This is a genomic window from Cyclobacterium sp. 10D3-21 (assembly GCF_055809755.1).
This window is the reverse complement of the sequence record NZ_CM147924.1, coordinates 2,689,006-2,703,749: the sequence shown is the minus strand read 5'-3', so window position 1 is coordinate 2,703,749 and position 14,744 is coordinate 2,689,006. Positions and strand designations below refer to the sequence as shown.

Below are 14,744 nucleotides of genomic sequence, written 5' to 3'. Positions count from 1 at the left end.
ACCCCTTTGTTTAACTAAAATCCACATTCTTTATTTTCTAAAACGACTCCCTATTCTTTTTGCAAGAAATACAATTGGTAAAGTGATCGCTCCCACTATCAAACCGATTAAAAACTCCGTAACAATTGAAGGCCATGTTGGCATCAAATGATGAAGGAATTCAATGTTATGTGCAAAAATACCTCCTGCAACTAAAAGCAAGGCAATTGTACCAATTATAGATAGACTTTTGATTACAATTGGTAAAGCTTTCACCAACAGCCTACCGAAAAAATCAGAAATACTGTTTTCTCCCTCATTATAGGCAATCAACTTTAACCCAAAATCATCCATCCTTACGATAACAGCTACAATTCCATAAACACCCATAGTAGCTAAAACAGCAATAATAGTTACCACAGAAACTTGAATCCAAATTTGTTCCTGGACGACTGTCCCTAAAGCTATAATTATAATCTCAACCGATAGAATAAAATCAGTAAAAACTGCTGATTTAATTTTATCCTTTTCAGTCGCCAACACTTCCTCTTTGGTTAATTTTTTATTAGGGATTTCAGCTTTCTGGTGTTGGTGGCCTGCCAAATAACCATAAACCTTTTCGGCCCCTTCGTAAGCCAGGTAAAACCCTCCCAATAATAGCACTATGGTAATAACTTTAGGCAGAAATGCACTCAATAAAAATGCGGCTGGCAAAATCATTAATTTATTAAAAAATGAGCCTTTTGTGATAGCCCATAGCACTGGAATTTCGCGCGATGCGATAAAACCTGAAGATTTTTCTGCGTTGACTGCCAAATCATCTCCCAAAATTCCAGCTGTTTTTTTCGCTGCTACTTTACTCATGGTAGCTACATCGTCCATAAGTGTGGCAATGTCGTCTAGTAATGCAAAAAAACCTGAAGCCATGTATATTAGTAGTTAAATGTTATAAATGATGTATAATTAAATTTTTGATTTGATTTTTTGTACTCACCTAGTAATCAAGATGCATTCAATAAAGTTTTTAAATTCAACCCTCGATTCAATATCTAGGTTCCCACCTACTTGAATAAGGCAAACAAATAATTTTTTGAGTTCTTCCAAAAAAGGTTAACAAAGTATCTTAGCCAAAAATAACAACAAAAAAAATTTAGTATGCTTAAATGGACAATCATTTTCGTTTTGTTAGCAATTCTTGCCGCTATGTATGGCTTTGGTGGCTTAGCTAAAGGAGCAGCGGACATCGCAAAAGTACTGTGTTTTATTTTCACAGGAATGGTAATTGGATCATTGTTTTCAAATTTCAAAAGAGTTTAAATCCTAATTTGAAATGACCGAGTAAATTAAAGGTCTGTACGATTCACTTGCAACTATATAAAAAAATATGATGGAAACTTAACCAATTGAAAGCATGCAAACTTTAGTGATAATTTTTAGCTGGTAGCATGTTAATTATAAGGTGATTAATCTCATTTTAGGCAATAGAATATCTACTATGAGAAGGTATCAATTTCAGAGAAGCTCAAAAAAAACCTATTGCAAAATACGTATTTAAAGATGCTTAAGGAGTATTTCCAATTTCCAATGGGCAAAAAAGAGACATTTCTTGCTTATTCACTTGTACAATGTGTATCTTCAATTATATAACAAGTGGTTAAAAAAAGTTGGAGTATTTGATCTCAAGTAAAATCAATAACTCTGAACACCAACCCCTTTGATAGTGAAATGGTGAAATAAATTCTCTTAATCTAAAGAAAACCATAAATGGAAAGCTTGTTTGAAACTACCTGGACGTCCATTGCTTTAATGGCAATTACTGCTGTAGGAATCTATATTACCGTTATTTTACTTACTAGAATCAGTGGGAAGCGAAGTTTTTCTAAAATGTCCAGTTTCGACTTTGCAATGACGGTAGCGGTAGGATCCATCATCGCAACAACCATTCTATCTTCAACAGTTAATTTGATTGAAGGGATGTTTGGTTTAATGATCGTCTATCTTTTACAAATCTCCATAGCTCTAGCCAGAAGAATTCAATTTGTAGAAAAATTGGTGGACAATACACCATTATTGTTGATGGATGGTGAGAAGATCCTGGATTATAACCTAAGAAAAGCCAGGGTTTCTGAAAGTGATCTCCGATCAAAATTGAGAGAAGCAAATGTAACGCAATTGTCACAGGTAAAAGCAGTAATTTTCGAAACTACTGGTGACATTTCAGTTCTCCACTCCCAAGGAGACCATGCTATAGATTTGTGGTTAATGAAAGATGTAAAAAGAACCTGAATTTAAGTATACGGATAGCAATGCGAAAAGCTAACTTATTTTAGAATTATTGGCTTTGAAGAGATGTTATTTATTAAAAAGACCAAAATTAAATGTCCGTCTATTAAAAGCCAAACCAAAAAATAGAGGCCAAAAAAAACAGGCATATATTCAAATATGCCTGTATAAAAAAAATCACCCTAAATTTTGGATTGCTACTCCACTAAATCTTCCAATGTTTTTATTTGCTCCAAATCAGTTCGAATTTTTATCGCATGATTCTGGATTATTTGATCCAACATTATAGGTAAATGTTGTACTCCCAATAATTCTTCATACTCCTCCAATGCGGCTCTGTCACCTCGGATGGCTTCCTCAAGCATATCAGCATCTGTATTACCTGAAAAAAATGATTTTGCATCCATCCAGGCACGGTGTATCGTTCCGGTAAAACTACCCTCAGTATTCATTTCATCGAAATTAGCAGCCAATTCTCTCTTTAATCTCAAATTGAAATCCCTACGTTCATTTGCCCTCTTTAGAAAAAAACTTCTTAGTCCTGGATGTTCAGTATTCGCGGCAGCGGTTTCATAACCTTTCTCTGCATCTTTGTTTTTTTCTAAAATTTCTGCTAGTTGTTCGTTTAGTTTTCTATTTGTCGTTTCCATTATTTTATAGTTATAGGTTCAATACGTTTATAAATTTAAGCGTAAATACCGCATCAACTTAACTTAATAAGATACTTTATTAGCTTAGAAAAATGAAATGACATTGTATACAGTCAGAAAAAATGGCTATAAATATCAGACTTATTCTGTCCTATTGTAGTGACCAAACGATTCATTTTCTCAGTAGAGAGAATAGCCAAATGAAATGGAACTTATCGAAAAGATATGGAATTTCAATAATGAAAAAAATTATTATAAATTTAAAAAAACCAATAACTTGACTATGTAATTTGAGAAAAAAAAGCCGAATAGGTAATTGAACTCCTATTTGTAATTCCCGCTTGGCTATGATTGAATTATACCTCTAATGTAGGTGATCTTTTAAAAATGTTAGGTTAGGTGCATTTTTCAGGTAAAAACATAGTAAAGGTGGTTCCTTCCCCCTCCACGCTTTCAGTTTTAATTGCGCCATTATGGTTGTTTATTATTTTTTTGACTATGGCCAGACCAATTCCGGTACCTTCATATTCATGCCTGCTATGAAGTCTTTGGAAAACTTCGAATATTTTCCCATCCATACCTTTGGGTAGGCCTATTCCATTGTCAGAAACGGATATAGCAAAGTATCTTTTATTTTGGTTTAATTTTAAATAATGCCTTTGATTTGCCGGAACTTCCGAAGCGCTAATAACAATTTCAGGCGGCAACCCTTTCTTCGCAAATTTGATGGCATTGCTTATCAAATTTGTAAAGACTTGATGCATCTGGAATAAAATGGCGTCTATTTCAGGAAGATTTTTTACTGTGATTTTTGCATTGGCCTGCTCAATAATACTATTATTTTCCTCAATCACCTGCTTCAATATAACATTTAAATCTGTTTTTTCATATTTTGTAGCATCATCATTGGATCTTGAAAAAGCAAGCAGATCGTCAATCAGGGTTCGCATTCTACCTGCAGCAGATGTGATTTTATCAAAATGTTTTTTTCCTTTTTCTGATAGTCTTTCCTGCTCCTTTTCCATAATCACAGAAGTATACATTTGAATTTTGCGTAAAGGCTCCTGAAGATCGTGACTTGATACATAGGCAAATGATTCTAAACCCTCATTTGCATTTTCGAGTTTCGCTATCGAATCATGTAATTTTTCATTGGCATCTAATAACAAGTTGGTTCTTAAATCAACCTGACTTTCCAACTCCTTGGTGAAATTTTCTAATCTCTCCCTCGATAAAACCTGGTCAGTAACATCAGTAGCTGTTACGATTACTCCTGGAATGGCGTGGGCTATTTCTGGAAGAGGCAGGTAGTGGTAATCCATATAGAATTCTTGGTCCCTACCATCAATAGTGATGATCACCTTAGAGGCCTTGTCTTTTATAGCCAGACCTGTAGTCAAAACCTGCTGAAGTTCGCCTAGATATTTCTGATCCTTTAATTCTGGGAATACCTCCGCTAAATTTTTCCCGTCTACCTCTCTCCATTTTCTGCCCCAAAAATAATTGAGCATACGCTTATTGGCCATTTCTATCTTCAAATCTTTTCCTCTCAGGATTGCCATCGCTATAGGTGAATGCAGCATAAGATTTCGGAACTGACTTTCATTTTCTGCCAAAACATACTTTGACTCAACTAAATCAGTCACCTCATTGGTTACCAACATTACTTCAGCAACTTCTCCTTCACAAAAAGTAATGGGGTGGATAATAAAATTGAAATAGGCGTCTTTAATTCCTCCATTTATTTTGATATTGATTTTAACCTCTGTGCCACGTATCGCCTCTTGTTTACTAAATACTTCCTCAAACAAACGAGCAACCGTATTTCTAACTTCAGGCATTGCTTCAAATAATTTTTTACCAACAAAGTTCTTAGCGTCCCTATCCACAAATTTTAACATTGTATTATTAGCCATCTCGCTCACTAATTCCTTGCCTTTAAAAATAGCTATGCCTACAGGAGCTTTGAATACAATATCTCTAAAACGTCTTTCTTCTTTTTTTATCTGAGCATTGGCATGCTTTAACTTCTTTTCATAACGAACCTGCTCTGAAACATCTTGTAAGGTTCCATTGAAGCGATAAAAGACTTTGTCATTATTAAAACGTGTTCTTCCCAATGCACGCACTATTTTGACTTCTTTAGTTTTGTGATTAATTATGGAAAAGGTATCAGAAAATTTACTTTCCTCTGGGCCAACAAATGCTTTTTGAATATTATTCATCACTCGAGCTTTGTCTTCTGGGACTATGGCCTCGAAAGCATTTTCCATAGTAACGGAAGCTCCTTTTGAAATACCCAACCAATCCATTAATCTGTCATTCCCTTGAAAGGCATCAATAGCTGGGTTGTAATCCCAGGTTCCCATCTCTGCTGCATCTATTGCAAAGGCCAGTTGATTTTCACTTTCTTGTAATTTTTTTAGGTTCAATACCGCCTCGGTAGTTTCTATGCAGGTAATTAAAATCCCATCTGTTTCTTCCTTATCGCCAATCAGAACACTATAACTAAATGTCCAATATACATCTTCCATTTTCCCATTGCGGTAAATGGAAACAAGCTGATTTTCATGCCAGGTTGCTTTTCCTGTTTGCCATACGCTATCTACCTCTTTTTTTAAAGTTTCAATAAGTTCAGGAAAGGCATCTTCAAATTTTTGACCTACAATAAACGGATGCTTCCCATCTTTGCCAAGGCTAGGCCTGTACGCGTCGTTGTAAAAACAGTAATACTCTTTTCCCCAAAGAATGAAATTTGGAAAGGCCGTTTTAAGCATACTACTAACTGACATCCTTAAAGACAATGGCCAATCTTCGGGAATGCCTAATGGATGATTCATCCAATCTTTATCACAAATAACCCTACCCATCTCTCCTCCATTTTGTAAAAATTTTGGCGTAGATTGATCCTTTCTAAATTCATCTTTCATATATTTTGACATTAATAATTCATCAATTACTACTGACAAATCCCGATGAAAACTATTCCTTCAAAATAAATCTTTTAAATACATTAGCGCATTGTGCTGCTATTAAAAATAAGCGAATACATTGTAGAAATTTCATATAATTATTTCAAATGATGGGAGATGAAAACAAGATTCATACACTTGTTTACTAAATAATTTACAATCAGACCTCATTGAAATAAATTGCTGCTGCCACAATCTTTAAAACGTACAATTTGAGTCAAAACAAAAATGGTGTTTAACACAGGAGGTATATTAAATTCCAACTGATTTGGATAAATAGCTCTATTGCCAAAAATATAAATTATTATTTAGCAGACCCCAATTATCTATAATTTAGAATACTACCTTTAAAACTAATAATTTGCATGAAATTTATGGCTAAAGAGTTCTATTTTAATCGTTCAAATTGATCGTTGGCCTTGGTATATATTACAATATTATAACAAATTGGTCTTGAGCATTTGTGTTCCCTTTGGTGTCCATTATGGAATTCACAGACTTATCCAACAATTTTTTCAGATGATTGAAAGAAATAGGTTTTTGGATGTATTGGTTAGCGCCATTTTCTTTCAATAGATCTACTACATTGTTATTATACGTGGTAGAATATATTATAATTTTAATCTCAGAAAATTCAGGAACATTGCGAATATTTGTAAGACATTCAAATCCGTTTTTAAGAGGCATGTATAGATCGAGATAAATGGCATCTGGTAATGGAGTATTGGCATAGAGGCCTTTCATTAATTCAACTCCATTGTCAAATTGACTTACTAACTTTTCTATGGGTAATTTCTCCAAACCCTCCAAAAATATTTCCCTATCATCTCTATCGTCATCGGCAATAAATAGCCGGATTGGTTCCATATCAATTTTTATTTAATGGGATGTTTAAATCACCCTGTTCTCCTAAATCTGCATTATCACCCGTTATGGCACTAATTCCAATTTTCAATAAACTAATAAACTTCCCACTTTCCGTATCCCAATATTGAGCTTCTTTTGGAATTATTTTAATAGCTGTCAAATTGGGATCATCAACACCATCAAACCAGGCATCATCCACACTTTTATAATATTGCTCCAAAACTGCCTTATCTCTATAAATAACGGCTTGGCCAAATACCGTCAAAAACCTCATCTCATTCGGTTTGGCATAAATCAATTGTATATTATTGTTTTTACTAATATTCTGGTTGTGCACACTTTGGTCACTGCTCAAAAACCAAATGCATCCTGCCCTATCGACCTCCTTGGTACTCATTGGAACATTATGGGGAGGTAAGGATTTTAAATTTGTTCCCATTATAGCAAAACGTATGTCTTCCGCCAAATCTTTCAATTTGGATATGGCTTCCTCATTAAATAAGTTTTCTCTGCTCATATTTTTACTTTTTATTTACCCTAAATATAAAGCAGAAATATCTATTGGGATGCTACTATTGAATCAGAAATTAACTCAAAAAAGATAACCTTCTTAATCCTTTAAAGCTTTTAGCTCAAACAAATTTTGTATTGATAATAATAGTCTCTCAAAAGGTTATTTATGGTAATGTGGCCCTTCGATTCCAAACATAATTTGTGCGGCTTAATGCAGCTAAATCAATGACCATCAATTTCCTGAAAAATACAAGCCAATTTCAACAAAGCCGTTTCAAAGTTCATCCATTTGAAGAAAACCCAGGATAACAGCTCATACCCCCATCAACAAAAATCGATGTTCCATTTATATATTCGGATTCATCAGACGCCAACCAGCTTGCCACTTTACCGATCTCATCGGGCACTCCAATACGCTTGTAAGGAATGAGCTTAAGAAGTTTTTCCAAACCTTCTTCCGAGCTCCAGGCCTCTTCATTAATCTCTGTTTTTATTGCGCCGGGGGCAATACTATTGCATCTGATTTTGGAGGGTGCATATTCCTGGCAAATACTTTCCATCAACATTAATAACCCTCCTTTCGAAGCTGCATAATTTGAGTGTCCCGCCCAAGGGATTTCTTCATGTACGGAACTGATATGGATGATCTTGCCAAGCGAATTTGAAACATCAGGACGCATTCCCCTCCTTAAAAATTCAATTATGGCCTCTTTTGCACATAAAAATTGTCCTGTTAGGTTAACACCAATAACTTTTTTCCAATCTTTCAAAGGCATTTCGTGTAATTTGTGATCGATTTGAACACCAGCATTTGCTACCAACACATCCACTGTGCCAAAGTGGTCTATTGTTTTTTTAAAAAGATTTTTCACATCCTCTTCTTTACTAACATCACCTTTTAAAACAAGTGTGTCTCCACAGTCAGCATTATTATTGATCCAATGGGCAACTTCCTCGGCTTCCACTTTACTTTTCCGGTAATTGACCACCACATTTGCTCCCTCACAGGCCATTGATTTGGCTATGGCACTACCTATTCCCGCACTTGACCCTGTTACAATACATGTCTGATTTTCAAGCCTTTTATTAATTTTGTTCATGTTCATTTTACTAGGTGATTTTAAAAAACCAATTTACTTCAGTCCAACAAATTTTGTTGATCTTAAAAAGTAAAAAATGGACGCATTCCTTTCAAAGTAAAAAATATATTTTAGAGATAAAATTTTATCTTTTAGAAGCTTATTCCTCTTTAAATTAAACTTTATTTTACGTAGTTAATCTAATCAAATAATGGAAACAGCTACAATAAATAATGATAAGGCTTTATTGGACGGAATGGGTGCAATTCCCTCCCCCAAGGAAGGTACAACATTCCGTGTTTGGGCACCGAATGCAGATAATGTCTCCGTGGTAGGGGATTTTAATAATTGGGATGAGGATCAACACCCCATGAACGCTGAAAATAATGGCTATTGGGCCATTCAAATCCCATCGGCCAAAATTGGTGCAGAATATAAATTCGCATTGAAATCTAATGGCAATAGTGTGCTAAAAAATGATCCCTATGCGAGGCAAATGACCCATAGCAATGGCAATTCTGTGGTAGCAAGTAGAACCTTTAATTGGCAAAACAATTCTTTTAAAATACCCAGCCTAAACCAATTGGTTATTTATGAGATGCATATTGGCACCTTTCACCAAAAACTCAATTCAGGGGAACCAACCATTGGAACATTTAAAAGCGCCATTGATAAATTGACATTCCTCAAAGAAATGGGTATCAATGCCATTGAAATTATGCCAATAGCAGAATTTTCAGGAAGTATTTCTTGGGGATATAACCCTTCCTCTCCCTTTGCTATCGAGACGGATTATGGAACTCCTGAGGATTTCGCGTCTTTTGTAGATGCTGCCCACAAACATGGCATGGCTGTATTAATGGATGTGGTTTATAACCATTTTGGTTCCTCCGATTCTGATTTATGGCAATTCGATGGTTGGAATGAAAATGACAATGGTGGCATCTATTTCTATAATGATTATCGGGCAGAAACTCCATGGGGACATTCAAGGCCAGACTATGGAAGGCCAGAAGTTCGTCAATACATAAGGGACAATGCCTTAATGTGGTTGGAGGATTACCGCTGTGATGGTCTGCGGTGGGACGCAACTTCTTATATCCGTTTTGTAGAGGGAGGAACCGGATACGAAAGGAATGAGATTTTTGAAGGTAAAAAAATGATTCAGGATATTAATGGTGAAATAAGGGCCAAATATCCAGAAAAAATATTGATTGCAGAGGACCTAAATGCAGACACAATAATTACGCAAGACCAATGCTTTGATGGGCTTAATTTTAATGCTCAATGGGATTCTCATTTTGTCAACAAAGTACGGAATATTTTGATCCACCTGGAGGACGAATCGCGAAATTTACAGGAGGTTGTCAATGCTTTGACTTTTAAATACAACAACGACGTATTTGAGAGAATTGTCTATACAGAATCACATGATGAAGTAGCCAATGGAAATTCTCGAATACCTGAAGAAATTCAACCTGGAAAGGCTGATGGAGAATTTGCTAAAAAACGCTCTATACTTGGTGCAACACTGATATTTACATCTCCTGGAATCCCTATGATATTTCAAGGTCAGGAATTTTTAGAAGACGGTTATTTTAATGACAATCAGGGTCTTGACTGGAAAAAGGCATCTCATTTTGAAGGAATTGCAAAATTGTATCAAGACCTAATCAAAATGAGATTGAGCCAGGAAAAAGCGTTCCAAGGATTACAAGGTCAAGGCATAGAAATTATCCATTTTAACCAAGAAAATAATGTGCTGGCTTACCTCAGAAGCCATGATGAATACCCTGAAAACCCAGTTTTGGTTGTTTTAAATTTCTCTAATAGGAGGTTTGATCATTATGATATAGGTATTCCATTTGGAGGATCCTGGGAGACCAATTTTAACAGTAGTTTTTCAGGATACGATGAAGACGCTTTCTATACAGCTCACACTGATTTAAAGGTATCGCATGATGAAGATTATGACAACCAACCTCATAAATTGACCTTTTCAATTGCTGAATATGGTGCATTAATTTTTACCAGAAAAATGGAATAGACAATCTATTAATCGCTTAAACCACGTCAAATCAGCTATTTAATTGCTGTTTTCGGAGTGGTTTAAGCGATATTTCAGCCACAAACCTGCGCTCTTTAAGGGTTAAAATTGAAAGAAATGTTATTTTTTCAAATTATGCTTGAATAACGAAATTATGTCTTTTAAGCGCTGAACATGGGTCCTTCCAATCTGTGTCTAGGGTACTTTTTAGGATATGCACCATTTCCGATTGACTATATGGTTTTTGAATATATCCGTTTGCACCTAGATTATAAGATTTATCAACATCAGAAGGGTTAAAGGAAGTTGAAAAAATAATGATACAAATATCTTTCAAACGGACATTATTCCGGATATTTTCCAAACACTCAAAACCATTCATTAAAGGCATGTTGAGATCAAGAAATAAAATATCAGGCAATTCAGCGTACTCATCATTTAAGTATTCCATAAGTTGGATACCACCATTAAAAATAATTGTTCGGACATTAACATTTATAGAAGCTATCGCATCTTGAAATAGCTCGCAATCGTCTGAATCATCATCCGCTAAAATGAGCAAATTTTGATTGAATTTTTTTATTAAATCGGTCATTATAAATAAATTATCCCAAAGTTATTCTTATTAGAACAAGGTAATATCCTGAAAACAAATTTAACAATACTTTGGAGTAGCTTAACTTCAAAAATAAGACCAAAGTATAATGCCTCTTTGCGTTAAAAAAACACAATATGAAACTACCTTTTAACGATTGAATATCATAACCTTTCACAAATCTCGCAGAACAAATTACCTGTCAACTATTTACATTCCAAGATACCCTGCATGACATCTTAAGGGAACAAATGGTTAAGAAATACAATGGGTAATGTAAACATTAAATCCTTTTGAACTTCTCTACTCCTGTTTTTTAATCCGGAAGAACTTAGTAGAAATAGAAAAACAGCCTAAAGTTGCCTTCTTGTTTTTAGAAAAACAAAAAAGAACTACTGAAAATAATCAAATAGCAATATCCCAAATCCTTAAACGGATACCCATTCAATTTATCAGCGATTTTTTTTACGAAAGCTTGTCTTTAATCCGAAATATACAAAAGACCTTCTATTACCTGCTGAAATCACTTAAAAAAATCAGCCACTTCGTTGCAGTTTTGTATTCTACCTTACGGTAGACAGTTTCACCATAGCGATGTTATGCTGAAACCTCCAAACAACCTGATTTTCTAGCGATTACAACATTTCCCATAAACACGGAAAATCCTATTACATAATCCGGGTTTAATCTTGCATGCAGAAGACATTCAAGGTGCTGAGGATTAATTCCCTAGACTTTAAAAACATAAAAATTTGTGAATAAAAAATTAACCTAATGACACATTTCAATCATTTATTAAACTGAAAAATAAGTTATACAATTAATTATTTTGAATAACTAATATGGATTAAAAGATCCCTTAACAACCAAGTCATTTCAATATGAAGTTGAAGAATTTCAGCAATTAAATTTAAAGACTCGTTTGAATTAAGGTAGATAAAATCATCTTTTAAATATTTACGTATAGCTTTAATAATCAAATGATGATCTCCTAGTAGGTTTCTAACGAAATATTCTGAATTATTTTTATTGGAATCAAATTCATTTAAATGAGCATTTTTTAATCCTTTAGTAAGTGTGCCCTGAAAATTAAAATTTAGTTTTCTGATCTGTTTATTAATAATATTAATAGCCTTTTCTAAAACTTCAATATTTTTATAGAAAAAATTATTCACCTCACTTTTATTGGTTAAAACCATAGAAGAAGCGCCTAAAGTTTTGGCATAAAGAACAAGTTCATCAGCTAATAACTGTTGAAATATTTTAATATTAACTTTCACGCTTAAATCAGTAAGCTGAATATCAGTTTCTGTTGTTTTCATTTCAAATTTTATTAAAACCAATGAATAAACTTCTTCAACCCTATTTTTTCAATAGATTATTTTATCCTAAACTGACATAATTCCGCTATTATTTGATGGAATAATTTCCGTAGAAAGTCATGAAGTTCTGTGGTAAACCTGAGTTTAATCCGGGGTTTTATTGGCTCAAAAAAGCCGTCTAATATCTAGACGGCTTAAGGTTGGTTGTTCGTAATTATAATAGTTGGTCTGTTTTTAATATCTTAAGCCGACAGGCTCATCAACTGTTGTTTTTCCTTATACTCTTTTGGACTGCAATTGTATTTTTGTTTGAAAATTTTCGAGAAATAGCTCCTGCTAGTAAAGCCAACGCTGTACACCACTTGTGAAATATTGAGGTCTGAAGTTTTGATAAGCTCCTCTGCTTTCTCTACCCTTAACGCTCTGATATAATCGCTCACAGTAGTTCCATGCATGAGTTTGAAACCTTCTTGTAATTTCCCAGGAGACAATCCGGATTGATGACTTAATTCTGAAATACAATGTTGTGTTTCAGGAAAGCTTTGAATTGTTTTAGAAATTTCGCGCACCGCACCCAATTCTCTATTTGTTAAATTCCCTTTATTCAAGGCTTTATTTTTCAGGTCATCGGCATGCTGCTGAATTTCATAGGCAAGGATCAAGTGAACCAAACCTTCAATCATTAAACTTCTTACAATCCCACGCTGCTGTATGGCTTCGAGTTGTTGAATTTTATCAGCAATTTTCAAATTGTAGGACCCTATATATATTGAATTATGTGATTCCTTTTCTCCTAGAAATGACTTCTGAATCCTATAATTCAAATTGTGTTTTTTCAGAATCTTATGATTTGAAGAAGTCTTTACAACAATTAGAGAAATCTTAATATGTTCACCCTTAGAAAAATGCAGGACATTTTCTTCAAAAGCTTTATTCGTGAGAATACCTGTCTGAAAATTCTCGAGAACCTTTTTACCTGACTGACTACCGAAACTATGGATTACTTTTCCCCGCAAACAGTACGCAAAACAAATAGGGGGATTTTCACCTGTCCCTGCGCGTAAAACAAAGTCTTGTGAAAATTTTACATCAAATTCCAAAAGTGAAATGCCACTCTTGAAAGTAATACCTCTAATCCGGCCACGACCAAATTCATTGTCAATATCCAGAATATGTTCTTTTACTTTAATACTGAGATTTCCACTAAAATTTTGTTGCAATTGATCGAACATATTTTTAATGGCTGTTGAAGAAAGGGATATAGTAGTCATAATGTCATTAATAGGGTTAAACATTAATTTTTTGAGCCTCGACTCAAGTAAATTGGTTTATCAATTCAAACAATGATCAAGTGGTAAACTCCCCTTAAATCAAGCTCTATTTAGGATAGTAAAAGCATTTATTTTTTGACCGCTCTCAATCACAAATAGATCCGTTGATTGTTTATCTCAAATCCTTCAACAAATATCACAAAGTCGGCACAGAATAAGTTACACAACTTTGGGTTTGCGTTACAAAATTTCATGTTCCAAGTAAAAATTAGGTAGTTCTCAACCTATTGCAGGTTTAAAAACCTCATGCTTCACGAGCTCAAACCGACTAATAAACAATTAAACATCAATACATTAACACCTAAAAAAATAATATATATAGTGCTTTAGGCAACCCAATTTATTCAAATCTCTGAGCAGAAAGTTGTATCTCTAGAGCTATACTAAATCGAAACATGCCTGTCCTTACTATATCTGTTTCATCACAACGGATCTGTAACCCTATCGACAAATGGTTTTAATTTTTGATGCAATACTTTCTGAAAAGGAAAGGAGATCTAATTGAATAAGTCAAGTTTTAGGCTTTAACCGTTTTATTCAATCTGATTGTTCCAAGAGAATATTAAAAAATGATTTCAGTATGGTTGGTAAAAAAATCAAGCAATATATCCTTTAAAATCACTGCTTACAAGATCTTTGTTTAATCTTAAAGGTTAAAACCTAAACAAAAAAGTATTTCGATTCATATTAGAAGTATGGTACTGCCAATTTAAATGCAACACCCTTTCAATCACTTCCTTAAGTTTACTAAAGCTGGTTGGTTTATTTATATAAATATTGGCTCCATTAACAAAGGTTTCTTCAATATCCTGTTCAGAGGAAGAGGTAGAATAAATGGCTATAATAAGGTCTTTCAATGCCGCATTTTGTCTAATTTCCTGCAAACACTGCATGCCATTCTTGGCAGGCATATTTAAATCTAGAAATATTAAATTTGGTTGCACAACATCAGGCAGAAAAAGATAATCCATTAATTCCTGACCGTCTTTAAAAAGGGATAGCTTTGTTTTTATAGACAGCTGTTTAATTGCCTCATCAAAAAGCATTCTATCATCTTCATCGTCATCAGCAAGTGCCACACTCAGATAGTTCGTTTCCATTGACAG

13 protein-coding genes are annotated in these 14,744 nt (G+C 34.2%); 3 read left to right on the top strand and 10 right to left on the bottom strand.

Features of this window, described 5'->3' with window-relative positions; all coding sequences use genetic code 11:
- Positions 1-30: 30 nt before the first annotated feature.
- On the bottom strand, positions 31-906 hold the full coding sequence (locus AC0L7T_RS10935) for a DUF808 domain-containing protein (protein ID WP_473342671.1): 876 nt from the start codon (positions 904-906) through the stop codon (positions 31-33).
- A gap of 228 nt (positions 907-1,134) precedes the next feature.
- Between AC0L7T_RS10935 and AC0L7T_RS10930 the strand changes: the two genes are divergently transcribed.
- Together AC0L7T_RS10930 and AC0L7T_RS10925 are read left to right on the top strand one after the other, a co-directional pair.
- Positions 1,135-1,296, top strand: coding sequence for a DUF1328 domain-containing protein (locus AC0L7T_RS10930; protein WP_473342670.1), 162 nt, complete (start codon positions 1,135-1,137; stop codon positions 1,294-1,296).
- Positions 1,297-1,743: 447 nt separating this feature from the next.
- Positions 1,744-2,265: a DUF421 domain-containing protein gene (locus AC0L7T_RS10925; RefSeq protein ID WP_473342669.1), complete on the top strand. Its 522-nt coding sequence runs from the start codon at positions 1,744-1,746 to the stop codon at positions 2,263-2,265.
- Between the two features lie 194 nt (positions 2,266-2,459).
- Here the strand turns inward: AC0L7T_RS10925 and AC0L7T_RS10920 are convergent, their stop codons facing one another.
- From AC0L7T_RS10920 to AC0L7T_RS10900, 5 genes are all read right to left on the bottom strand, one after another.
- Positions 2,460-2,912: a ferritin-like domain-containing protein gene (locus tag AC0L7T_RS10920; RefSeq protein WP_473342668.1), complete on the bottom strand. Its 453-nt coding sequence runs from the start codon at positions 2,910-2,912 to the stop codon at positions 2,460-2,462.
- A 395-nt stretch (positions 2,913-3,307) separates the two neighbouring features.
- Positions 3,308-5,842, bottom strand: coding sequence for an ATP-binding protein (locus AC0L7T_RS10915; RefSeq protein ID WP_473342667.1), 2,535 nt, complete (start codon positions 5,840-5,842; stop codon positions 3,308-3,310).
- 471 nt (positions 5,843-6,313) lie between these two features.
- On the bottom strand, positions 6,314-6,751 hold the full coding sequence (locus AC0L7T_RS10910) for a response regulator (protein WP_473342666.1): 438 nt from the start codon (positions 6,749-6,751) through the stop codon (positions 6,314-6,316).
- A 1-nt stretch (position 6,752) separates the two neighbouring features.
- Entirely contained in the window at positions 6,753-7,268 is a 516-nt protein-coding gene (locus tag AC0L7T_RS10905) for a pyridoxamine 5'-phosphate oxidase family protein (protein ID WP_473342665.1), read from the bottom strand.
- 277 nt (positions 7,269-7,545) lie between these two features.
- Complete coding sequence (locus tag AC0L7T_RS10900; RefSeq protein WP_473342664.1) at positions 7,546-8,370, bottom strand: glucose 1-dehydrogenase; 825 nt, start codon at positions 8,368-8,370, stop codon at positions 7,546-7,548.
- Positions 8,371-8,554: 184 nt separating this feature from the next.
- On the opposite strand from AC0L7T_RS10900, the gene AC0L7T_RS10895 reads away from it, so the two are divergent.
- Positions 8,555-10,390, top strand: a complete 1,836-nt coding sequence (locus AC0L7T_RS10895) for an alpha-amylase family glycosyl hydrolase (RefSeq protein WP_473342663.1) — start codon at positions 8,555-8,557, stop codon at positions 10,388-10,390.
- Between the two features lie 133 nt (positions 10,391-10,523).
- Here the strand turns inward: AC0L7T_RS10895 and AC0L7T_RS10890 are convergent, their stop codons facing one another.
- The 4 genes from AC0L7T_RS10890 to AC0L7T_RS10875 all read right to left on the bottom strand — a co-directional run bounded on the left by AC0L7T_RS10890 (position 10,524) and on the right by AC0L7T_RS10875 (position 14,738).
- A complete protein-coding gene (locus AC0L7T_RS10890) occupies positions 10,524-10,985 on the bottom strand; it encodes a response regulator (protein ID WP_473342662.1) in 462 nt (153 codons plus the stop codon).
- Between the two features lie 824 nt (positions 10,986-11,809).
- Positions 11,810-12,307, bottom strand: coding sequence for a ferritin family protein (locus AC0L7T_RS10885; protein WP_473342661.1), 498 nt, complete (start codon positions 12,305-12,307; stop codon positions 11,810-11,812).
- A gap of 242 nt (positions 12,308-12,549) precedes the next feature.
- A complete protein-coding gene (locus tag AC0L7T_RS10880; RefSeq protein WP_473342660.1) occupies positions 12,550-13,578 on the bottom strand; it encodes a helix-turn-helix domain-containing protein in 1,029 nt (342 codons plus the stop codon).
- A gap of 713 nt (positions 13,579-14,291) precedes the next feature.
- A complete protein-coding gene (locus tag AC0L7T_RS10875) occupies positions 14,292-14,738 on the bottom strand; it encodes a response regulator (RefSeq protein ID WP_473342659.1) in 447 nt (148 codons plus the stop codon).
- Positions 14,739-14,744: the final 6 nt, after the last annotated feature.

What these genes read in the sequence shown, in the direction of transcription:
- AC0L7T_RS10935 (WP_473342671.1), bottom strand. Translation starts at nt 906, where the DNA reads ATGGCTTCAGGTTTTTTTGCATTACTAGACGACATTGCCACACTTATG.
- AC0L7T_RS10930 (WP_473342670.1), top strand. Translation starts at nt 1,135, where the DNA reads ATGCTTAAATGGACAATCATTTTCGTTTTGTTAGCAATTCTTGCCGCT.
- AC0L7T_RS10925 (WP_473342669.1), top strand. Translation starts at nt 1,744, where the DNA reads ATGGAAAGCTTGTTTGAAACTACCTGGACGTCCATTGCTTTAATGGCA.
- AC0L7T_RS10920 (WP_473342668.1), bottom strand. Translation starts at nt 2,912, where the DNA reads ATGGAAACGACAAATAGAAAACTAAACGAACAACTAGCAGAAATTTTA.
- AC0L7T_RS10915 (WP_473342667.1), bottom strand. Translation starts at nt 5,842, where the DNA reads ATGAAAGATGAATTTAGAAAGGATCAATCTACGCCAAAATTTTTACAA.
- AC0L7T_RS10910 (WP_473342666.1), bottom strand. Translation starts at nt 6,751, where the DNA reads ATGGAACCAATCCGGCTATTTATTGCCGATGACGATAGAGATGATAGG.
- AC0L7T_RS10905 (WP_473342665.1), bottom strand. Translation starts at nt 7,268, where the DNA reads ATGAGCAGAGAAAACTTATTTAATGAGGAAGCCATATCCAAATTGAAA.
- AC0L7T_RS10900 (WP_473342664.1), bottom strand. Translation starts at nt 8,370, where the DNA reads ATGAACATGAACAAAATTAATAAAAGGCTTGAAAATCAGACATGTATT.
- AC0L7T_RS10895 (WP_473342663.1), top strand. Translation starts at nt 8,555, where the DNA reads ATGGAAACAGCTACAATAAATAATGATAAGGCTTTATTGGACGGAATG.
- AC0L7T_RS10890 (WP_473342662.1), bottom strand. Translation starts at nt 10,985, where the DNA reads ATGACCGATTTAATAAAAAAATTCAATCAAAATTTGCTCATTTTAGCG.
- AC0L7T_RS10885 (WP_473342661.1), bottom strand. Translation starts at nt 12,307, where the DNA reads ATGAAAACAACAGAAACTGATATTCAGCTTACTGATTTAAGCGTGAAA.
- AC0L7T_RS10880 (WP_473342660.1), bottom strand. Translation starts at nt 13,578, where the DNA reads ATGACTACTATATCCCTTTCTTCAACAGCCATTAAAAATATGTTCGAT.
- AC0L7T_RS10875 (WP_473342659.1), bottom strand. Translation starts at nt 14,738, where the DNA reads ATGGAAACGAACTATCTGAGTGTGGCACTTGCTGATGACGATGAAGAT.